Here is a 22,311-nt window from a genome sequence, read left to right as displayed (position 1 = left end):
CAAAGACTTCTCTACCTAATATAACGTCTATTATAGTCAATAAGTTTCGAGTGAGTAATAAATTTCGTAATCGATATTTTATTACAAAAAAAAAGAGCTTGGCATATGCCAAGCTCTTTTTCCTTAATTCTGTTTACATTACTCTGCATTCACAACGATGTTAGCGGAAAGACCGTTAACAGATACGTATGTGATTGTAACAGTACCAAGTTTCACGTACGATACAACACCGGTAGTAGCATCTACAGATGCAACAGTTGCATCAGAAGAGTACCAGTATCCGACATTTTTGTTGTAATCTTTGCCGTATTGGTCTTTAACTTCCAATTTGGCTTTTGCATCGAAAGGAGTAGCAGATGTTGCAGTTCCTTCAGCATCTGCAAATTTAACAGTTGTTGCAATTGGAGCAACATCAGATACTGTTACAGTTTGCTCACTCAGCTTAGTGCCGTTTTTCCAAACGGTTACAGTAGCAGTACCTTTAGCAACACCATTGACTTTCAATACACCGCTGTTTGGAACAGCAACGATTGCAGAATCAGAGGATGTTACAAGGTTGTAGAAGTCAGCTGCGCGGATTGCAACTTCAGTTCCGCTAGTTGTTTTACCCGTTAGGGTAAGATCAGCAGAGTGGGAAGTAACATATGCAGGAGTAGTAGCCGCATATACAGTTCCGACAGCACTAACTTCAACTGTTTTCACGTCTTCGTTTTTAATTACGTTGAACGCGATATCATAAGATACTTCTTCTGTACCTTTTGTAAGTTTTGCAGTTACTTTCTCAGCACCTACTGCATCTCCAGTAACTTTACCGGCAGCGATAGATGTGTTTGCATTGCCTTCTTCAGTGAACGTAAGAGCCCAACCAGTTGCGGAATCCATTGTACGACCGTAGTTGTCAAGGACTACCAACTTGTTGAAAGCAAGATCTTGTTGACCGTAAACTGTCAAAGTCGTTTTAAGATCTTTAGTTCCTGTGATACTTACTGGATACGCTACATCGTTAACTTCAACGTTGAATTGAGAAACGATTGCGCCTTTCAACCATACGATTACGTTCACGTTTCCTTTAGCTGGGAACGTCAATTGAAGATCGCCATTTGCTTTCCACTTAGTAGGAACTGTAAGACCGTTCGCTTGAACTGTGAAACCAGTGGAATCAGCAGCAAGACCAGCTACTTTAGAAGGAACATCTTTAGCAGCAATTGGAGCGCCGAAAGTGTCAGCAGCAACATAAGGGAACGTTACAGCTTCACCAACAACTACGATTGCGCCTGGCGCGCTAACTTGGAATGTTTTCAATGCTGCATCTGCTTCAACTTTAATAACTGTAGAAGCGGAAGCACCTGTTGCTGGGTTAACAGCAGTGATTACTACCGTGCCGTCTTTAGCACCTGTTTTGAAAGTCATTACGCCATCAGCATCAACAGCGAAAGAAGCTGCATCAACGATTGCTACATCGCTTACTACAAAATCAATTCCGCCGATTTGAACGGATGTTTTAGCTGAACCACTAGCGCTTGTTGTAGGAAGTTTGATGTTTGCGCCATATTGGTCAGCAAGCTTTACAGGAAGAACTAAGCCTGTTTCATTAACAGAGATACGAGTTTTGTCTTTCAATGGAGCTACTTGGCCAATTTGGATACTTGTAGCAGAGCTACCAGCTACCAACTTGTAAGTTTTCGAAGCGGAAAGACCTGTTTTGTAATGAGTTGCTGTTACAACTACAGTGTTATCCACTTTCTCTCCGGAGAGATTAAGTTTGCCCGCAGCCAGTTTACCAGCTGCAACAAGATCGCCGTTTTGGCTGCTGTAAGCTTGAACAGCAACCGATTCGTTCTTAACTTCTTCATTGAATTGGTTAAGAGCTTTAACTTGCAAGTCTTGGTTGTATGTTGCTTGAAGTGTAGATGCGCCGATTTCAATCTTTGTAACTACAGCAGCAACAACAGTTACTTTAATTGCATCGAATTTGTTAACAGTTACAGAGTACTCTCCAGCTGGTAGGAAAGTAGCTTCCAATACAGCGGATTTCTTGTCGTCAGCAACTTTGATCGTTACTGGGTAGTTGATCTGACCGTTTTTAACAGTTGCAGTCAATGCTTTTTCTTCATCGGCAGTAATTGCGCCTTTGAATTCAACAGTGAGTTTTTTAGCGCCTGTTTGGGAGATCTTGGAAACTGCCAATTCAGCTGGCACTGTCAATAATTGATATACAGTATAACCTACGTCGATCGTTTGACCGCGAGTAGCGGCTGCTTTGTAGTCAAGACCTGCTGCAATGATGCCAGCGTCAAGAGCAGCTTTAATGTAAGGACCAGCCCATGCGGACGATCCTTCAACAACAGCGCCCTCAACTGGTTTAATACCAGCAGTCAGAGCAGCAACTTTGATTACTGCCTCAACAGTTACGTCAGCTTTAGGCGAGAATTTACCTCCGCCTGAACCGTTAACCAGACCAGCTTTAGCAGCGGCTTCGATTGCACCGTACCACCATTGGCTTGCTTTAACGTCAGTGAACGTAGCGCCGGAAGTTGCAGGAGTAAGTCCTCCGATTGCAACTGCGATTGTAGCGAATTCAGCGCGAGTCAGTTTGGAGTCCAACATAGGATCTCCGGATGTAGTACCTTTCAAAACCTTAGCGTCAACCAACATCTTGTATTTCTCAGCAGTTGTTGGCGCTACAGCATCAGCAGCGGATGCCATGGAGGCAAACAGGCCGAACACTAATGTAAGAGCTAGTAAAAGGGATAAACTTTTTTTCATAACCTTTTTTTCTCCTCCTCGAGAATGTTTCTGTTTTGTTTGTGTGTAAGAATTATAGCTCGAATCTCTCATCGGTGTTTCACCCCCTTCCTTGAGTAGAGCATTGTCTATAATTGATGTCTGACGGCATGCCTAGTTAGTAGATCATGTCGCAGAAACTCGTAAACAAAAGAATAGAATCGAAAATCAGCACAAAGTGGGCAGGGTAAAATATGCCACTTTCCCCATTATACATGAGGCGCTTGTGCAGCGTAAAGAAGATTTTCATAGAGAGAGTAGAAGATTAGTTCTCGAGTCCCTCTCGAAAGACTCATCATGTTAAACGCATAGCACGGAGAAAAGTTGCGGATTATTTTAAAATCCTCTAACTTTTTTTAACCTTTCGGACAACGACCGAACCTTATTTATTATGTAAGGGCTTATCGCTTTTCTAGTATAGCTTGGACGTGAGAGATAGTCATTGGTAAATCATTTCCTGTAGAACCAATGAAAGAGAAAGAAGGGAACGCCGTTTGGCCCCCCTCCCCTCACTAATTATACTAGCTTAAGTTCTTAGGGAAAATGTTTGAACTCTTTTGCAGTAGAGCAACTGTAATCTTACCAGCTTCTGCACGAGTCATATATCCTTTAGGGTTGAAGTTATACATCGGTTTCTTCTGCCCTGGCACAGTCACGGCAGTACCTGTCATGATTTTTGCTTTATTGACGGCCTCGACAGATGGTCTAGCATAATAATGGACGAGTCCGGAGTCGACAAATGATTTCGCTAGACCGCTCTCAAGTTTGCTGTTATTCACGGAGAGCTTTAGCTTTAAGGCTCTAGCGATCATGACCGCAGCTTCCTGACGCGTTACCGGAATACCGGCTCCATAGAAACCTTCGTCAAGACCGGTTACGATACCCGCTCTAGCAGCCGTCTCGATATGCTCGTAATCCCATGTCGTCGTCTTCGTTCCCGGAGTTATATCGAAGAACGTTTGATTTCCTTCGTGATTTAGAGGGATGTTCAATCCCTTAACCAGTAGAGTAGCAAGCTCTCCCCGCGTCGTAAGATCATTAGCGCCGAACTCATCGAAGCGAACATTGTTCATGATGCCCTTGGAGTACAAGCCATTCAAAATATTTCTTGCCCATGTGTGATTCGTGATGTCCGTGAAGCCTTTTCTTAATTTCACTACCATATAATATCCGAAATCATCGAACGGAACGGTGATCGTGTGTTTCTTGGTGTCTACTTCTCCGCCGATGTTCTCCCAGTTCCCGTTATCCGTATAGCGGAATACCGTAACCGTGTATCCAACCTCGTCAACGACGTTCGTATCGTACTTCATCGTTAACTCTCCGCGATTGGTCGGTATGACTTTGCGCTCTAGCTCATACTCGGTAAACCTGCCTTCTACGGAATAGGGTGCAAGTCCATTGGTCGCAGGCTTATATCCGATCTCGCCTTTGTTGCCGAGTTCTCCTACACCCCCGCTAATCCAGTAGGTTGGAGAAATTCTTGTAAAGTTAGTCGTATTCGTGTTGTTGCCGAATCGAATGACGAGATAATCAGGAATGATTATCGGACTTGAACCTTGGTAGGTCCTATCGTCGTTGTTGACGTTGATGATGTTGCCGTAATCGTTCCTTTTCTCTACGACTCCGCTCACTGGATCCGCTATGCCGAACAAGAACATCGTATTGTTATAGAGCTTCGTGATACCAGTCACGTTAGCGTTAGCGGACTTCAGAACTGTTCCCTTAGGAAAGGTGAGTTGAAGACTCTTGTTGAACACGTCGAATTTATTCGTCAGTTTCTGCATGTACTGACTGTCCACTTGAACGGAACTCGTGTAAAACACTTGCACGGTATCGTTTAAAGTCGCATCAGCACGCTTGATTTGAATTTTAATCGCTGTCTGCTTATCAGGCTTGAGACCAACGAATTCGTAAGTAAAACGATTATTCAAGTCCGTACGCTTGGCCGCGATTTCACCGTCAACAAGAACCTCCGTCGCGCCCTCGGCTTCAATATCGAAGCGAACGAAGTTCTTATTTACGATAATTTGATCGCCGACGGTCGGTTGCGGAGACAAGATCCGATAGGGAGATACTTCACGCGTAACCTCCATTAGCTGATTCGTTCTAGCACCCGTACTATTGATAAGCTCCAGATTATATACGTGCGATTCTGGTGCAGCGAAAGCGATATCGCGGATCCTTAAAATAAAGTCCTTCTCGTCCCCCGCGAAATCATAAGTATAGGTTTTACCCGTGCTTGGATCCGTATAGATAACGCCCGTTTCCAGTGTTGGAGATCCTTCAATAGGAATGGTCTTCGTGAAGAATGAAATCGAGCCGAGTTTCAAATTCAACGACGAAGCTCCGCCGCCTCGAAGCACGAGATCATAGCCACTCTCGCTTGTAACGTATTTGTCCGTCTTGAAAAGAAACTCCGGCGACACATAAAAGATATTCGCCATTTGGGTCGTTGTGTAAGACGTTAGTATTGCAGATGTAAATGCTTCACGCGTAGCTACGCTAAGCGTAGGCTGGAAACGCGTGATCGTCGAGACGTTCGTATCGATCAAATAAATTTTGATCTCTTTAACAATCTCTTGGGTAATCCCTGTAGCGCTTGTGTTGACGCCTTTGAACACGATCCGGTTCTCGCCGAACACGAGAGGACCCGAGCCTCCGATAGCAAGCGACAAGCTAAAGCTTGGAGTCCCTGTAGCAACGCCGAGTGCCGGAGTGGTCATGGCTATTCCATTGATAAAGTATTGAGCGCCGCTGATTGCTTTGAATCCCATATATTGACCGGATATCGTCAATGAGTTGCCTGTTAAGCGTGAATCGAAAGTGTACGTCTGTCCATCGTACAAATTCGCTACATAAATGTAACTCTTGGATATATAAGAAATATCGGCGTTATACGTTGATGTAGAAGTACCCAACTTAAATTGTACTTTCTGTTGGCCGTTGGTGAAATCATCTACTCTGTATACTGCTTGTTTGGTCCCAACTCCTGGCGGTGTAATTAATGTAAGAGTTAGAGACGTAGTGCTAAGCGGGAGATACTTCCCCGATAATGGCGGTATCGTCGTATTATCTGCATCTAATAAGATATAAAAAGTGGAGTCGCTGACTTCAGCCCCATTTAATGGTTCCTTAGCCGCTCCCGTAATATTCGATATTCCATCATAACCAGGCAGGTACTGCATATCCGTAATAATTGTTTCTCCCGGCAAATACTTGAACTTCCCATTAAACGTCGTGCTGAATGTTCCGTAAGTAACCGTCAGATTGGCAACCTGATCCGGCAAATAAGCGGAACCGGACACTTGGAAATCGAACGACGCCGGAGTCACGAAGTTAATAAGCTTATACTGGGGCGTAATGCCGTCGCTGCCCGGAATGATGGTTTCGGTAGCAGTATACACGGTAGCCGTTACGCTGCCGTTAATCGAATAAGTAGCCGTACCGCCGAATGCCGCCGAGTTATAAGGAACTAACATCGTCACATCTAAGGTGGCATCTTCAAGAGGTACAGTATTCGCGCTTCCATTCGTAACTTGCGGTATTTTATTCAACAATTGATAATTCCCGGAGGTATGCACCAACTGAACGCTCGTATAGGGCTTATTCGGGTCAAAATAGTAAATATCGCGCGAAACGTTAATTGTATTGGTACCATTAGTAATGGATAGCTGAAGAGTGTTTAATCCTGGTACCAATGTTAACGCAGGCGAGAAAAACGTGCCGTCTTCCAATACGGAAGTAAGTACCGCAACCCCCCCATTCACGCTAACGGTTGCTTTATTTGCGTTCTTGGCAACCCCCTGCAGCGTAATGGTCTCCGATGGAACAACAGCTTGCGCTCCCTCGTTCAGATTAATGGTAGAAGAACCGCTAATGACTTTCAAGCTTTGTATGTATGGGATTTGGTCATACAAGACATAAAATACATCTGAACGTTGAATTGAACCTTGCGTCCCCGTGAACGTAATTCTATTCATCCCGGCAAACAAAGTAAGGTTGCTTGCGGTGAAACGATTCGTCGAACCTGTGTCTTCTTGAACGGAACCGGTCGTAAAGTGCGTCGAATCCGGTGTCCACGTGCCGTTCTGCTGAAGATTCAACTGATCGATTTTAACGCTCATCGTAGTTGAAGATACATAAGCAAACGTACCCTTAATAGTAAGGTTGCCGTTATTGGTCGTGTAGGCATTTGCCCGCGTAAGCAACGTTGATGCGGCAGGTACGTCGATTGTCAATAACGCCGTGTCTCGAAGACTCGTAGTGTCAGGAATAAAGTATGTCGCTGCGCTTGCAGCCGTCGCTTGTTTGACGAGACCGAAGGGTATTAAAGTAACGACTAGTGCGAGAGCCAAAAATGCTGATAATATTTTTCTCACGAAAGAATCCTCCTTATGTATAGCAAAAGTTCCGTACTTCTGTTATCGGGCATCCGGAGGGAAATGTTTAGACGAAACGACGAAAAAAAAGACTCGATTGCCCCACCTTATGGTGATAAGGAAGGACAATTGAGTCTTTGGTCACGAATAAGTGCTAATTTACTTTCCCCGAGAATCCGTCTGAGGCTTCATGCGAAGTCTAGCGAGGAAGTCGAGAACGGGACGGCGAGACTGGTCGACGATTCCGATAAGCTCGGCGCCTATCTGCAATAAGAATACGAGAGCAGCGATAACAATGAATGTAATCCAGTTGCCGAGCCCCGAGTTCGATACGGTGGACTGTACGACCGCGCAAGCGCCGAAGAAAGTGGCGATTCCGTAAATGATAAGCACCGTCTTGCGGTGGCTGAAGCCGAGCTGCTGCAAGCAGTGATGCAGATGCCCTTTGTCCGGGGCGAAGATCGGTTTCTTATGAATCCAACGACGGACGATGGCGAAGAAAGTATCCGACAACGGAACGCCGATGATGAGAAGCGGCGTTACGAAGGAAACGACCGTAATTTGTTTGAACCCGAGCATGGACAGAGTCGCCAGAGCGAAACCGAGGAATAGCGAGCCCGAGTCTCCCATGAATATTTTCGCGGGATGGAAGTTAAAGAATAGGAAACCAACAATGCTGCCGAGCAAAATCGCGGATAAAAGGATAACCGTGGTATTACCCATGATGATACCCATGACGAGGATGGTGGCAACGGCAATACCGGAAACCCCGGCTGCAAGCCCGTCCAAACCGTCGATCAAGTTAATCGCGTTGGTTACGCCGACGATCCAGAAGATCGTGAGCGGAATGCTGAGCCATTCGCCGAGCGGCTGCATCGCGGAGCCGAAAGGAATGTTCAACAAGTTGATCTTAACATCATATCCGAATACGACGATACACGCGGCGCCGATCTGCACGAGCAATTTTAGCTTCGCGGACAAATCGAATTTGTCATCCAATGCGCCCAGCAATACGATTACCGTGCCTCCAACGAGAAGCCCGCTGATCAAGTTGCGATCATAAGCGCTCAGAATGCCATCCGGCAACCAAGGCAATATAAGTAACAATCCCACCGTGAACGCCGAGTAAATCGCTACGCCACCTAGACGGGGCATGATTTTTGTATGAACTTTACGATGGTTCGGCATGTCGATCGCGCCGATGCGAACCGCCAGCTTCTTGACGAGCGGCGTTAGAACAAGCGCAAGCGCCATAGCCGCTATGAATGAAATAAGTCCAATTCCTAACATCCAACCAGACAACATCTACAACTCCCCTTTTTCTGTACCGGAATGAATTATACTCCCGCTACAGGGAATTCAACAAGGCTAACATTCCCTCGTTTTCAGCCGTTTTTCATGATTTACCTCATTTTCATGAAAGTTTTCACGATGGATTCTTAGGTTTGAGGACTTTATCTCCGTCTTTAATCACTTTAAGGGCAAATTGCGGCAGCACGAGCATCCGCCTGAATCTGGAAGGCTCTTGAAGCAACCGGTAAAACCACTCCATCCCCAACTTGCGGAAAAGTGCCGGAGCACGCTTAAGTTTACCTGAATCGACGTCAAAGCTGCCCCCGACTCCCATAATGACCGGAACGCCGAGCACGGATTGGTACTTTTCTATCCATGGCTCCTGATTCATCGTAGAACGGGCGACGAAGAGGAGGTCGGGGTTAGCCGCTCGAATGGCAGCGACTACTTCACCATCATCCCTATCTGTAAAATAACCATCCCGGTACCCGACGAAACGCACGCCAGGGTATTGCCGACGTAATTTCTCGTGTGCCGATTCTATAATATCCGCGGACGCTCCCAGCAAATACGCGCTCCAGCCGCGGTTATCCCCTTCGCTCAGCAGCTCGTGCATGAGGTCGAAGCCGGCGACCCGCTCCTGAACGGGTTGCTTGAGGCGGCGTGCCGCCCAGACGACGCCCGCTCCGTCGGGAACGACGAGATCGGCGGTGGACAAGGTGCGATGGAAAGAAGGATTGTCCAGACCGACCATCAGCATGATCGGATTGCCCGTGATCACCCGGTGGGGATTGCGCGATTCAATGGCTCTAGTGAGATAGTTCACGGTTTCTTTCATATTCATTTTGGAAAAGGGTACGCCGTACAGGGAAACCGTAGGAAACGGCTTCGTCTTGGGATTCAAATGCGGTCACTCTCCAGCTATCGAGTTTGATTATCGGCTGACAATTTTCAATCCCTACACTAAGTACGTATGTGCTCGACGATTTGTTGCGAGGGCCTCGCGGCTTCTTGCTTCAACCGGCTAATTGCCTCGTCGCAGGATTGATGCCATTGCTCCGGATTTCGCAGGATTTCGCTTGCTTGATGCGCCAAGTAGTCGGGGTCCAGCGATTCGGTTGTACCGACGACGCGTTGACCGAGACGCTGCACGAATTGGTCGATCTTGGGATCGTACGAGATCCCAAGCAGCGGCACGTTCTGATTCGCCGCATAGATGAGCGAATGCAGGCGCATCCCGATGAGCAGCGCGCATCGGCCGACCTCCCGCAGCATCAGCTGCGGGTCATCGTGCGCCGGGGCCATCTCGAGCTCCGCCGAGGCCCCGGAGCCCGCTAGCCGTTCCATCACGTAGCGCGACGCATCCTCGTCCGCGCCGCGATGGAACGGCAGGAAGCGCAGCCGGACGGCCTGGCGTCCGGCCAGCGCTTCAAGCGCTGCAGCCGCGCGGTCCAGGTCCGCGCGGTCGCTGCGCCAGAACCTGACGGACACGCCCACCACGGGTGGCGAGTCCTCGGCCCTTGCGGCGGCGTTGGCGTTCGCCGCCGCATCGGCGCCGCGATCGCTCGCGGCGCTGCCGCCGGCGACATCCCCCGCCGGCAAGCCCATCACCGGATCCGGCACCACTTCGATGCTGGCCGCCGGCACTCCGTAACGTCGCAGCAACGTCGCCGATTCCTCGTCGCGCACCGACACGTAAGCCGCTCGCTTGAACGCTCGGGCGATGAAAGGCTGAAACATTTTCCGGTTTACCGGCCCGATCCCCTGGGCATACACGAACGTGGGCTTGCCGCACCAGCGAGCCAAAGCCATAATCCCCAGATAATACGGGATGGAGCCGAGCCCCGTCGCATCTTGAAGGAGACTCCCCCCGCCGCTGATCAGACCATCGCTACTCTTAAGCGCCCGCCTAACCTCGCCGAGCTTCGTGCGATGCACGGCTTCCACTCCGTATTGCTTGCGAGTCCAGTCCGGATCCCCTGAAAGCACGACCGGCTCGATCTTGATTCCCGCTTTCCCCGCAGCCTCTTCAAGCGCCGTCAGAATGCTTTTGAGTACCGCCTCGTCCCCGCTATTGCGAAAACCATAATACCCCGACAGCACCAATCGGTGAGTTTTCCTGCCGTTTCCTGTTCGTCCTTCTGCAAGCTGTACGATTTTTCCCCGCCCCTATCGCCAAAGATCTTCGTCATAGGATGCTCCAAGAAGCCCGCTCCTACAAACTAACCATTTCTATTTCAAATATTACGACTCTGGCAATAAGTTTCCTCATCAGAGTAACATATTACGATTAACGATCGTCCTTAAAAAACTTTAATGGCACATTAAAAGGAATTTAGAAAATACCGCTCCATCAAGCCACATTTCTCCCCTTTGCGATTAGTCTGAGCGAAAGGGATACCGTGAAAGAGAACCCGCAACTTCACGACTCGCTGAAGCCCCGAACCAATCCCGCCATGTTACTCCTCGAACTAAATCCCCTACGCCGCATGATCTGAGCGAAGGGGATATCCTTAGTTTTTGATACTTCCTTACAAGTTACTGAGCGAAAGGGATAGCGGGAAAGCGACGAGAAAGCCGCAAGTGAGCTAAGCCGCCTGCCCCGAACTCTTCCATCTTCTCCATATTTTTTCGCAAATTTGCCATGCCGCGATGATGACGAGGCCGATGATTACGCCAATGCCAAGGCCCAGGAAGATACGGATGAGCGAGAGCAATAGCGGCGTGTGAATGTGAGCGAACGTATCCACCATCGACAACTGCGCGATCGTACCCGCGATAAGGAATACCATAGCCCAGCGATACCGCAGCGCTAGGAATATACCGACGAAGAACAGCGGGTGCCCGAGCAAAAACTCCTTCGTCCGCGGACGGACGCCGAACGTATTTTCAAGAATGGAACGGAACTGCAATTCCAGACCGGATACTTGTCCGGCGTTGCCCGTTCTCGTCAAGTAATACATCCCTGCCGCTCCGAGAATCCCGATACCGACGATCCATAGCACTGTAAGGGGCATGGAGAGAATTCTTCTCGCGTTCCCGAGGACCGAATTCCCCGCTCCATACAGAAACACGTATAAAGCAACCAACCCGATCGGTACCAAATGCAGAAGGCTTACGCCCCTAAATTGCTGCAAAACCAAACTATACGAAATGTGGTTCAGGAGCGCCACGATAAAAGGAACCCCCGCCAACGACAGGATAGTCGTCCTAACCAGCAGCAATATGGCGCCGCCCAATCTGCGGTAGCCCGATATCGGTTGATCCTCCGCGCTTTCTCTGAGCACCCGAATTCGCTTGATCAACAAGACAACCGAGGCTGTAGGCGCCGCGATAGCCGCGAACAAGGCCAAAGCCTGCACCATTAAAGTGGAGCTAAGCACGTACAATCCTGCTCCGCCGATGCCTCCGATCACGATGACCGGCAGCAGCAATGACGGAATGAACAAGCCGAACGTCAGCGCCACTAGAGCGATGGCTCCCAGAGCCGCTATTCCTCTCAGTATCATTTCCTGTGGAGCCTTATGTACCTCGAACGCCTTCGGAACCCCTAATTCGAATCCGAATTCCTTCAATTGCTGGACGGCGCCAACGGATTCGGATTCCTCGTCGCCTTTCAGCACGTCGACGATATTTTCCAGCGGATGAGAGATCTGACCCTTGGCCGAATCTTTCACGGCCGCCGCGTTCAAATATAATAAGCGAATGTTGCGGTCCTTTACAGCCAAAACGAGACGATCTTCCAGCACTGGCTTCTTGATTACGGTCATTTCCGCTTCTCCGACGGAGTGAGCCCTGATCGCATTGTATTTCAGCAGGTTGGCCAACCTGGCCATACCCTTCTGCGGAACCTTCAGATTTTCGAAAATAGCAACGCCGATCCCGTGTTTTTTCAGCTCGCTCGCAAACCTTTGAACGCCGCCGAACTTGATACCTTTGCCGTATCCGGTAACTGCTTCCCCGTCGAACAATACCCGAGTTACCCCGAGCTCCTTAAAGGACTGCAGCCACTTGTCCACCTCTTGGGCGTCGAACGGATCAAAGCGATCCGACAGCCTCGGCACGATCTGGAAGCCGGCATCCTTCAGCATCCCCATCGCGATCGGGTTAGGCTGCATGGCATGAATGTACGCATCGTCGTAGCCCATGTTCAGGCGTAAGCCGGAGTGATCCTTCACCGACCAGTTTGTCACCTCTGCGCCGTGATGGCGGAACGCCCACTCGATGATCGGACGAAGCGTTTGCTCATGCTCCGGCCTGTTAAAAACCACATAGGTCCCATTATCCTCGGGAGGCGGTACGCGCCCCTCAAGCAAAGCGGCTTGAGTCGAGTTATAGACAGTCACTTCCCCATCCCAGGACAACTCCTCAAGCGTGCTTTCGAACACGGCCATGCCGTTCACGCCCGCTTCCTTCAGAAGCTTAAGCTGCTCCTGAACGAAAGCTTGCGGGTTCGCTTGCGAATTCCCGACCTGCAGTAAATCGCGATAATCCATGACGATAGCGACTTCATTCGCGGAGGTTTCCGTCTGCACTCTCGCATACATGACGGGCAATGCCGCCACGATGCCAAGAAGTACGACCCACCAAAGCCATTTTGCCAACCTTGCATTCCAAGTATTCAGCCACTGGGGCACAACGGTCACTCCTTCATCTCTTCTAAGCCAGCGAATCTACCCGAGCCATGACGACGTCAACAAGCCGCTTTAAGGAAGCTGTTGCTCCATCCAACCCCGTACCGCGTACCGCAAAATAAACCTTAATCTTCGGTTCGGTGCCCGAAGGACGCAAGCAGAACCACGAGCCGTCCGCGAGCATGAACTTCAATACATTTTCCGCCGGCAGGCCGTCAAGACCCTTCGCGTAATCGAGCACTCTAGTCACGGCTACTCCCGCGATCTCTTCCGGAGGGCTTACGCGCCAATCGTTCATGATCGCACCGATTTGCGCAACGCCATCCTTGCCTTTGAGCGTACGGGATTCCAGCTTCTCTAAATAGGTTCCGTGCTTGGCATAGAGCTCAAGCAATTCTTCATATAAGGTCTTGCCTTGCGACTTATAATAAGCTGCTGCTTCGCAGATAAGCAGAGCAGCGACGACCGCGTCTTTATCTCGCGCGTAAGTTCCCGTTAAGTAACCATAGCTCTCCTCGTAACCGAAGAGGAATTCATGGGAGCCCGTCTCTTCGAACTTCGTCATCAGCTCGCCGATATATTTGAAGCCCGTCAACGTGCTGAATACTTCGCAACCATAGGATGCAGCGATATCCGCGCCCATTTCGCTAGTGACAATAGTCTTGATGACTGCCCCGTTAGCAGGCAGCTTGCCCTTTGCCTGAAGATTCGATAGCAAATAGTTTACCATCAACGCGCCGGATTGGTTGCCCGTCAGAACGACGAATTCTCCTTTATCGTTCCTTACGACAGCGCCCATCCGATCGCAATCCGGATCCGTCCCTACGATGATATCGGCATCGGATTCATTCGCTAGCTTAATCGCAAGAGCGAATGCTTCCTGCTCCTCCGGGTTCGGCGATTTGACCGTCGGGAACATCCCGTTCGGTTGCTCCTGCTCCCAAACGACCTTAACGTTCGAGAAACCAGCTTGCGCCAGCACCCGTTGAATCGGAATGTTGCCCGCGCCATGAAGCGGCGTGAACACGACGCCCAGCGCTTCTCCCGCGCCGTTCTTGAGCATGTCCGGTTGCACTGTCTGTGCCACTACCCGATCCACGAAGCGTTGATCATCGTCATCGTTCAGCCAGCAGAGAAGATCTTGCTCTTCGGCTTCCGCTTGCGTGAGCCTCTTTACTTGATCAAAGGAATCGATCAACCGGATATGGTTGATGACTTGCTCGGCTTGGTGCGGGACAAGCTGTCCGCCGTCCTCGCCATATACTTTGTATCCGTTATATTCAGGCGGATTATGGCTGGCCGTTACGACGATGCCTCCGGTCGCTTTCAAGTCGCGAACGGCAAACGATAGCTGAGGCGTTGGGCGAAGAGAGCGAAACAAGTACGTACGGATGCCGTTCGCGGCGAGTACGCATGCGGCCTCTATCGAATAAACGTCGGAGTTGCTGCGCGAATCGTGAGCGATAACAACCGACGGCGATTCGGATTGCTCCAGCAAGAAGTTGGCGAACCCTTGAGTCGCCTTACCGATGACATAACGGTTCATCCGATTGGTACCCGCGCCCATAACGCCGCGCAAGCCGCCTGTGCCGAACTCCAAATCCCGGTAGAAACGGTCTTCGATTTCCGCTGCTTGTCCCTCTATCGCCCGAAGCTCGTCCTTCGTCTGTTCATCGATGTTGGAATCATTCAACCACGCCTCGTAGAGTTGTTTCGGATTAGCCATAGTTATCTCTCCTTCTCTCTATCTTTAGCCCTTTGACGGGTCCGATAAAGCAAACATGAGCTCGCCTTCGGCCACGACAGTATCTCCGACGCGAGCGGTACCGCGTCCTTTGCCGATCGGGCCTTTCAGGCGAGTCACTTCCAGCTCCAAGATCAACGTATCGCCTGGTTTAACCTGTCCGCGGAATCTGAATTCGTCTATCCCCGCGAAGAAACCGAGCTTCCCTCTATTTTCTTCCAAAGCCAGCATAGCCACCGTTCCTACTTGGGCTAGCGCTTCAACGATAAGCACGCCAGGCATAACCGGATATCCGGGAAAATGTCCCACGAAGAAAGGCTCGTTCATGGTCACGTTCTTGAGTCCGACCGCGCGTTTGCCCGGCTCAAGCTCCAGAATACGATCGATGAGCAAGAACGGGGGGCGGTGCGGAATTAATTCCTGGATTTGTACGATGTCCAACATAATGATTTCCTCCTGTACGGTGCAATAAATTATGCCGCGTCGACGCAGCGATTTTTTGTCACAATGTTTCGGTTGCGCATAAGCCGCATAAATACGGAAATAATACAATCATCCCTGAGGCGAACTGCAGTCGCAGAGGTTGATATAAGAGAGCTTGCCGCCGCCAGCCGATCCTCCAGCCGGCGGCGGGCTCTTTTGTGGAGCGATAAAAACGCCCGCGCACATTCAGGCTACCCTATTCAAGCTTTTGAATTTCATAAAATATATAACCGAAGTAACAAAGGACAAAGCAATTCCGCACCACAACACGGCCACGCCGCCCGGTTGTTCGAGGAACATGAGCGTAATCGCCGCATAGTAGATGACTGTAGTCGCTTTGCCGAACACGTTAGCCGGCACTGTCTTCAAGCCTCTGAAATGATAAATAGCCGAACCGACGATCATGACCAGTTCCCTGAAAGCCATGACCACGAATGCGGTTAAAGGAAGTACGCTCTTGATTAAGAGAGCCAAGATGACGGATAGCATCATCAGCTTATCCGCAAGCGGGTCGAGCATACTGCCGGTTACCGTAACCTGCCCACTGCGACGCGCGATATAGCCATCCAGAAAATCAGTCAACCCCGCGACCAGCAGCGTGCACAGAGCAGCGATCGTCTGGTCGTTTAAGTATAAGAACAAAAACAAGGGGATTAACACGAATCGGGACATCGTCAGTGTATTAGGCACATTCATTCCCGGCTTTCCCCCATTTCTCTAAAGTTCCCCATCATTATAACTCTCGTTCTTACAAATGAAAACTCCCCGAGCAAAAGCCGGGGAGTTGTCGTCCCGGTTGCAAGACGCAGGCTAGGGTATTAGCCGCCTTCCGCGAACACGAGATCATACATATGCTTCCATGTGTTGGAATCGAATACATCCGACAGGGGTTTGTCTCCCAGAACGACATATCCGATCGCCAATCCAACGATTAACGCGGCAATACATAATACGGGAATAATCAACAATTTTATGCTCATCCAAACGATTCGGGCAATCGTCCTCCCGGAGGATCGGTTGCTGGTATCATTCGAACGGTTGGGTGCTGTCATGAAGATTTCGTCTCCTTCGACGCACAACGTTACGGATTCGGAATTATACCTTATCCGCTTATCAACTCAACCACGCAAGTTATTGGCCATCCCCATCATCTGTTCACTCGAGGTAAGAGCTCTTGCGCTCAGTTGATAAGCACGTTGTACGATCATTAGATCAGTCATTTCCTCCGCCATGTTTACATTGGATTGCTCCACGAAGCCTTGGCGAACGGCTATGCTGGATTCCCCGTTAGGGAGTAACGCCACATCTCGTACGATAGCGTCCGGATTAATATTCTCGGGGACTCCGTACAGATTATCTGCAATCGCCTGCAGCAGCTCGGGGTTGGTGACCTGCACCAGCTTTAGTCTGCCCAGATCGATCGGGTCTGTTCCTTCGCTGCCAACCGCCGTTAACGTTCCATCGGTCCCGATGCTTAAATTATATCCGGCCGGAACGCGGATAAAGTCTTCGCCCGCTCCCGTATCGCCGACAACCCGTTGCCCTGAATTGGTAACGAGTATCCGATCCCCATTCGCATCCGGCATTAACTGGAACGGACCGTGGCGCGTAAAGGCCCGAGCTCCGTTAATGTCTCCGTCCGTGCGAACTTCGAACAGTCCGTTGCCTTCAATTGCAACATCGGTCATGTTCCCCGTCTGCTGGAGAACGCCTTGGGACATGTCTGTCTGTATGGCTGACAATCTTGATCCCCAGCCTTGGGTAAACCCTAGCGGAGTCCTTCTGCCGGGCTGGTTGAAATCCTCTACCTGAGGATTAAGACTGGTCAATATATCTTCGAATACCGCGGATTTGCGTTTATAGCCCACGGTATTGGAGTTGGCGAAGTTATCTGCGAGTATGTCCAGCTTCTGCTGAAGCGCGCCCATGGAAACTGTCGCGGTAATCATCGAGTTATTCACTTAGGAGTTCCTCCTTTGGGCGTCTGTTATACTCGACCGATTTCATTAACGGCTTTGTCCAAGCTGCGATCATACGTTTGAATAACCTTCTGGTTCGCTTCATAAGCGCGCAAGGCAGCCATTAAATCAACCGCCGACTGCGCGGAATCCACGTTGGATCGCTCTAAGTATCCTTGGCGTACCTGTACCCGGTCGCCTGCCGCAATCTGCCGGATACCAGCAGGTTCTCCGGCATAACGGAATCGGCCATCCCCTTCGCGAACAAGAAGATTAGGGTTATCCACTCGCATGATGCGAAGCTGCGGCTCACCATCTAATGGCAATCCGGTAACAGCGTTAAGAAGTCTGCCATCGGCGGATATTCCGATTTCTTCCCATGGAACATTCACGACGATCGGCTGTCCGTTTGCCCCTGATACTTCGAGTCCGTCCGATGTAATCAATGTGCCGTCGGGAGCCGTCTTAAAGCTTCCGTCTCTCGTATAACGTTCCTCGCCAAACGCATTCGCAACCGTGAAAAACGCTTGAGGCTTATACGTCACTTCCCCGTTCTCGTCCACGTACTTGCCGGATTCGTCGAACGTTGCCCCGTCCACCAGAATGTCCGAGATCAAAGCCAAATCCTGAGAACGGTAAGTCTCCTTCAAATCGCCCTGAATCATACTCATCAGGTTTTCTTCCGTGAACACTCCCGTGCTCAGCTTACCTAAGCTGCCTTCGGGAGGATTGGCTCCGCCCATGGCGGATATCAGCATCTCGGGAAATGTGCGAGTGATTGCATTGCTTCCCTTGAATCCGGGTGTGTTAAGGTTAGCTATATTGTTCGTTATCGTATCGTGACGCCGCTGCTGGGCCAACATTCCGGATGCTGCCGTATACAATCCTCTTAACATGGAGCTGCCTCCTCGTTCGCGTCGGTTATCCCAGCTTGCGGGTCATTTTGTCCAGATGCTCCAGCATGATTCCTGTTCCCTTAACGACGCAATGCATAGGGTCCTCCGCGATGAGGACCGGTACCTTGATCTCGTCCGAGAGCAATGCGTCGAGTCCGTCGAGAAGCGCGCCGCCGCCGGTCAGAATAACGCCGCGGTCGATGATGTCCGCGGATAATTCCGGCGGCGTACGCTCCAAAACCGTCTTAGCCGAAGCAACGATGGACATTACGGGCTCCCACAATGCTTCGCGAACTTCATCCGAATGTATCGTAACCGTAAGAGGCAGACCCGTGACCATATCCCTGCCGCGAATATCCATCTCTTCCCTGCGGCCGCCGAGATGGACGGTTCCGATCTTGATCTTGATATCTTCGCTCGTACGTTCGCCGATTAACAGCTTATATTTGTTCTTTATGTATCTCATGATCGCGGCGTCGAACTTGTCCCCCGCGACTTTAAGAGAAGAGGCGGTTACGACGTCGCCCATGGAAAGAACGGCAACATCCGTCGTACCTCCGCCTATATCGACTACCATATTTCCGCTCGGTTGGAAAATATCCATCCCGGCGCCGATCGCAGCCGCCTTCGCTTCTTCCTCGAGGAAGACTTCCTTGGCGCCGCTTCTCTCGGCCGCTTCGCGGATCGCTTTCTGTTCCACTGACGTAATATTCGACGGAGCGCATATCAGAATTCGCGGACGGCTATACCAATTCCGGCCTCCAACGCGTTGAATGAACGCCTTAAGCATCATTTCCGTCACTTCGAAGTCGGCAATAACGCCGTCTCTAAGCGGACGGATAGCGATGATATTGCCCGGAGTACGCCCGACCATTCGATGGGCTTCCTCTCCTACAGCAAGTACCTTGCGGGTGTCGCTCTCGATGGCGACCACGGAAGGCTCGTCGAGCACGACTCCTTTGCCTTTTACGTGAATGGATACGTTAGCCGTACCCAGATCGATGCCAATGTCTTTGCTTAACATGCGTCTATTATCCCTCGCCAAATATGGAGTGTCTGATATCGTAATAGTATAATATTCGCTGCTAATGCGGTAAATCCTTCTTTCTTTTCGACATCATTAGCAAAATTATGCCTTCCCCGCTGTCATAACTTCCCGTTTTTTGACGGTCGTCTTCTTGTATTTGATTTTGGTCGCTTCCCCCCCCCTTAGGTGCCGGATCGACTTATGATACTCAAGAATGTGCTTTACCTGGTCTGCCAGGTCCGGATTAATTTCCGGCAAGCGCTCAGTTAGGTCTTTATGCACCGTGCTTTTGGAGACGCCGAATTCCTTGGCTATCGTACGCACCGTATTGCGCGTCTCCACTATGCTTCGGCCAATCTTGATCGTGCGTTCCTTGATGTAATCGTGCACGCTCCCGCCTCCCTGCTGAAATAGATTGGTACAGTATATGAGGGGCGCGGTCACTTATTCTAGGTTGCCAAGCCTGACAAGCTAGGAAAGTCCCTTTTTTGACGCGATTCATAGGTCTAGCGGGCTTTTTAGTGCTCCTTTAGCCCTAAGAAAAAAGACGGAAGGGAAATTCCCCGCTGTCTTCAAGGCATGTACATATGGTTATTTGTCGGCTTTTCCAACGATTACGATATTCGTATGGTGTTGCAAATCCAGCTTGTAAGGGTTAATTGCGGGCGTTCCGTCCGATTCGCAAAAAACTTGCACCGCTGGACGCTGAATGGGACGACCCTCCCAGAGCAAAAAGAAATAGGGAGACTCTATCGCATCGTCTGCGATGAAGTCTCCCTACATTCTTGCGATCTCTTTTACTTCGCGGATTTGATCAGCGTGCTCGGATTAACGGATTGACCGTTGTTCAGGACCTCGAAGTGTACGTGAATACCTTCTGCAGGTTCCAATTCGCTTTGTCCGGCGGATGCGATCACATCGCCTTGCTCGATTTCGTCACCGACTTGAACCTTCAGATCAGTTAAGCTTTGGTACACGGTAACCAATCCGTTCGGGTGCTCGATTTGCACCTCGTAGCCGTTGGTCGGAGTTTGTCCTGCTACCGTCACCTTACCGCTCAGAGCAGCCACGACTTCGAACGACGCGGCATCTTTGCGTGCCAAGTCGGTAGCCATGTGCGGAGAGAACGTGTTATCGTACTCTACCATAGCCGCTTCGCGTTCTTCCACGGACGCCGTTGCATCATAGAACGGAAGAATCGTGGTCATATCCTCGATCTTTTCTACCGGCCAACGAAGAGTTTCTCCGTTAACGATTACTGCTGTTGCTTCCTGACTGTTCTCTCCGTTAACCGTGGCTTCGCCCTCGACGCCTGTCAGACCGGGAACGGCTTGCTGCGGATCTTTCGGATCCGTCCCCGAATTCAGCCAGAGAATCGTAACGATGATTGCTGCCGCGGCCATGTAAGCTGCAGGGAATACCCAGCGCTTGGAAAGGAACTTTTTCCATCCGGTAGGCCTGACAGCGGGAGACGATCCCGCAACTGACTTGTAAGACTCTTCGACTTTTCTTGGTGTTTTGTTGTTGTTGTTTCCTTCATTCATTATTATCATCACCTCAGTAAGCCATTCTTACCAGGTGAAGAGGTTTTATACCTGTTTACTTTGAAAGATTACAATTTTTATAGTGAAAGTCTATTTAAGGGCGGATTTACGAGCCATTCGCAAGCTTTGAAACTTTCTCCGTTCGGGCACCGGTATAATAGTGAGCGATGATCTGATACGCCGATTTCCCCGCCTTCGCCATGCCTTCCGCCCCCCATTGGCTCATCCCTACTCCGTGTCCGCTTCCATAGACTTTGAGGGTAATCTTGTTTTTGCCGATCTTCCAATCGAAGGATGCGGAACGTAATCCTAGTTTATTGCGAACTTCCTCGCCGGTTAGCTTCTTGTTCCCCGCTACCATTAGCTTCACTCGCTTCCCGGCTGTCCATTCTAGTATGCGGATAGGCTTGGTTCCCGCGAGATTTATGCTAGCAGGACTTACTCCTACGCCTAATTTAGCATAAAAATCTTTCAAGGGCATCTCAATCGCCTCTTCCGCTCTTGGTGATTCCTGCTTGTCCCATGGACTTGCCACGGACCGCAGATAAGGAAGTTGATTCGGGAAAACCTCTTCGGAATTTTCCGTGCGTCCATTGCTCGTCGAGAAAAATAAAGCCTCTATCAGCTCACCGCCGTAGGTAATAACCTCGCCCGCCGTTTTCTCGACCGCATCGTTCACTTTGCTCCAGCCTGCTTTATTCTCCCTCTGAAGCATGCGCATGTCATTGAGCGAGCGGTATACCTGGTGAGATTGCGTATCCGTCACATCCGCGTTAATGACGGGCATACCTGAATGATCATTCAACCGCATTCTTCGTATGATATAAGTTCTGGCCGCGATAGCTTGCGCTTGAAGTGCCGCCGGCTCGAAATCTAGCGGCATCTCCGCCGCCACGACGCCTTTAACGTAAGTTTCCAAAGGAACGGTTTCAATGCTGCGAGACTTGGATAGATAAACTTTTATCAAAGACTGGTTCGATGTAAGCTCTTTTCCTTCTGCATTGTTCCGAACTTTTGGCGTTTCAGGCTTAACACCTGAATTGTGATGCGGAATAGTCTTCGCTTGCGGTTGTGAGATATCTTGCATTCCGTATTCTACGACTCCTGAGGTGTGCGAATTTTTTCTCCCATCTTCTTTTGCTGCACCGTGTACCGCAAACCATAGGATCGCGGAGATTAATATCCCTGCGGAGAATGCGTGCCAAAGATTGAATCTTGCGCGAGGCCGCTTCACTGCAAATCTCGACATCACCGGCCCACCTCTGCCTAAATGAATTTCGGAGGCATCGAATATAATAGCCAAACCGATGCTTTCAAAATATGCGAGATTCGGAGAAGGTAGAACCTGTCCGGGACTGACAGCCCTTTCACGATATCCCGGTCGCTCAGCAACTCTTTTCGCGTCCCACCGTCCTCACTCTCTTTTCACGATATCCCGGTCGCTCAGCAATATTTTCTGTACTCCCTGTCCCATACTCTCTTTCACGGTATCCCCGTCGCTCAGCATCTCCTTCGGCACTCCCCGTACCTCGTCTCTCTTTCACGGTATCCCCGTCGCTCAGCAAT

The 22,311-nt window shown here is 50.1% G+C and carries 16 protein-coding genes; all 16 read right to left on the bottom strand.

Annotated features, from left to right (window positions below):
- Positions 1-138 precede the first annotated feature (138 nt).
- Positions 139-2,766 (bottom strand): S-layer homology domain-containing protein, encoded by a 2,628-nt coding sequence (locus tag E2980_RS06320; RefSeq protein WP_167747005.1) that lies wholly within the window; start codon positions 2,764-2,766, stop codon positions 139-141.
- A gap of 539 nt (positions 2,767-3,305) precedes the next feature.
- Positions 3,306-7,166, bottom strand: coding sequence for an S-layer homology domain-containing protein (locus E2980_RS06315; RefSeq protein ID WP_135151296.1), 3,861 nt, complete (start codon positions 7,164-7,166; stop codon positions 3,306-3,308).
- Positions 7,167-7,325: 159 nt separating this feature from the next.
- Positions 7,326-8,456 (bottom strand): glycosyltransferase family 4 protein, encoded by a 1,131-nt coding sequence (locus E2980_RS06310; RefSeq protein ID WP_135151392.1) that lies wholly within the window; start codon positions 8,454-8,456, stop codon positions 7,326-7,328.
- Between the two features lie 136 nt (positions 8,457-8,592).
- Positions 8,593-9,363, bottom strand: a complete 771-nt coding sequence (locus E2980_RS06305; RefSeq protein WP_240702908.1) for a WecB/TagA/CpsF family glycosyltransferase — start codon at positions 9,361-9,363, stop codon at positions 8,593-8,595.
- A gap of 59 nt (positions 9,364-9,422) precedes the next feature.
- On the bottom strand, positions 9,423-10,565 hold the full coding sequence (gene csaB / locus E2980_RS06300; protein ID WP_135151295.1) for a polysaccharide pyruvyl transferase CsaB: 1,143 nt from the start codon (positions 10,563-10,565) through the stop codon (positions 9,423-9,425).
- Between the two features lie 482 nt (positions 10,566-11,047).
- Positions 11,048-13,096, bottom strand: coding sequence for a DUF5693 family protein (locus tag E2980_RS06295; protein ID WP_135151294.1), 2,049 nt, complete (start codon positions 13,094-13,096; stop codon positions 11,048-11,050).
- A 22-nt stretch (positions 13,097-13,118) separates the two neighbouring features.
- Positions 13,119-14,819 carry a phospho-sugar mutase gene (locus tag E2980_RS06290; protein WP_135151293.1) on the bottom strand — a complete coding sequence of 567 codons (1,701 nt, stop codon included), beginning with the start codon at positions 14,817-14,819 and terminating at the stop codon, positions 13,119-13,121.
- Between the two features lie 24 nt (positions 14,820-14,843).
- The gene (gene fabZ / locus E2980_RS06285; protein WP_135151292.1) at positions 14,844-15,281 is read right to left on the bottom strand and encodes a 3-hydroxyacyl-ACP dehydratase FabZ; all 438 of its coding nucleotides are present in this window, start codon (positions 15,279-15,281) and stop codon (positions 14,844-14,846) included.
- A gap of 225 nt (positions 15,282-15,506) precedes the next feature.
- A complete protein-coding gene (locus E2980_RS06280; RefSeq protein ID WP_135151291.1) occupies positions 15,507-16,016 on the bottom strand; it encodes a CDP-alcohol phosphatidyltransferase family protein in 510 nt (169 codons plus the stop codon).
- A gap of 122 nt (positions 16,017-16,138) precedes the next feature.
- The gene (locus E2980_RS06275) at positions 16,139-16,372 is read right to left on the bottom strand and encodes a DNA-directed RNA polymerase subunit beta (protein ID WP_240702907.1); all 234 of its coding nucleotides are present in this window, start codon (positions 16,370-16,372) and stop codon (positions 16,139-16,141) included.
- Positions 16,373-16,438: 66 nt separating this feature from the next.
- Positions 16,439-17,281 (bottom strand): flagellar hook-basal body protein, encoded by an 843-nt coding sequence (locus tag E2980_RS06270; protein WP_135151290.1) that lies wholly within the window; start codon positions 17,279-17,281, stop codon positions 16,439-16,441.
- Between the two features lie 26 nt (positions 17,282-17,307).
- Positions 17,308-18,174 carry a flagellar hook-basal body protein gene (locus tag E2980_RS06265; protein ID WP_135151289.1) on the bottom strand — a complete coding sequence of 289 codons (867 nt, stop codon included), beginning with the start codon at positions 18,172-18,174 and terminating at the stop codon, positions 17,308-17,310.
- A gap of 25 nt (positions 18,175-18,199) precedes the next feature.
- Positions 18,200-19,198 (bottom strand): rod shape-determining protein MreB, encoded by a 999-nt coding sequence (gene mreB / locus E2980_RS06260; RefSeq protein ID WP_135151288.1) that lies wholly within the window; start codon positions 19,196-19,198, stop codon positions 18,200-18,202.
- A 105-nt stretch (positions 19,199-19,303) separates the two neighbouring features.
- On the bottom strand, positions 19,304-19,591 hold the full coding sequence (gene spoIIID, locus E2980_RS06255) for a sporulation transcriptional regulator SpoIIID (protein WP_135151287.1): 288 nt from the start codon (positions 19,589-19,591) through the stop codon (positions 19,304-19,306).
- Between the two features lie 407 nt (positions 19,592-19,998).
- Positions 19,999-20,745 (bottom strand): M23 family metallopeptidase, encoded by a 747-nt coding sequence (locus tag E2980_RS06250; RefSeq protein ID WP_135151286.1) that lies wholly within the window; start codon positions 20,743-20,745, stop codon positions 19,999-20,001.
- A gap of 106 nt (positions 20,746-20,851) precedes the next feature.
- Positions 20,852-21,994 carry a stage II sporulation protein D gene (spoIID, locus tag E2980_RS06245; protein ID WP_135151285.1) on the bottom strand — a complete coding sequence of 381 codons (1,143 nt, stop codon included), beginning with the start codon at positions 21,992-21,994 and terminating at the stop codon, positions 20,852-20,854.
- Positions 21,995-22,311 lie beyond the last annotated feature (317 nt).

The sequence above is a fragment of the Cohnella luojiensis genome (assembly GCF_004564235.1).
In the GTDB taxonomy this organism is placed as follows: domain Bacteria; phylum Bacillota; class Bacilli; order Paenibacillales; family Paenibacillaceae; genus Cohnella; species Cohnella luojiensis.
The sequence above is the reverse complement of the archived record's forward strand: the minus strand, read 5'-3'. Positions and strand labels throughout refer to the sequence as shown.

Bases quoted from the DNA above. Each gene is read 5' to 3' on its own strand.
- mreB (WP_135151288.1), bottom strand. From the start codon at position 19,198: ATGTTAAGCAAAGACATTGGCATCGATCTGGGTACGGCTAACGTATCC.
- fabZ (WP_135151292.1), bottom strand. From the start codon at position 15,281: ATGTTGGACATCGTACAAATCCAGGAATTAATTCCGCACCGCCCCCCG.
- spoIID (WP_135151285.1), bottom strand. From the start codon at position 21,994: ATGTCGAGATTTGCAGTGAAGCGGCCTCGCGCAAGATTCAATCTTTGG.
- E2980_RS06265 (WP_135151289.1), bottom strand. From the start codon at position 18,174: ATGTTAAGAGGATTGTATACGGCAGCATCCGGAATGTTGGCCCAGCAG.
- E2980_RS06275 (WP_240702907.1), bottom strand. From the start codon at position 16,372: ATGACAGCACCCAACCGTTCGAATGATACCAGCAACCGATCCTCCGGG.
- E2980_RS06320 (WP_167747005.1), bottom strand. From the start codon at position 2,766: ATGAAAAAAAGTTTATCCCTTTTACTAGCTCTTACATTAGTGTTCGGC.
- E2980_RS06280 (WP_135151291.1), bottom strand. From the start codon at position 16,016: ATGAATGTGCCTAATACACTGACGATGTCCCGATTCGTGTTAATCCCC.
- E2980_RS06290 (WP_135151293.1), bottom strand. From the start codon at position 14,819: ATGGCTAATCCGAAACAACTCTACGAGGCGTGGTTGAATGATTCCAAC.
- E2980_RS06310 (WP_135151392.1), bottom strand. From the start codon at position 8,456: ATGTTAGGAATTGGACTTATTTCATTCATAGCGGCTATGGCGCTTGCG.
- E2980_RS06250 (WP_135151286.1), bottom strand. From the start codon at position 20,745: ATGAATGAAGGAAACAACAACAACAAAACACCAAGAAAAGTCGAAGAG.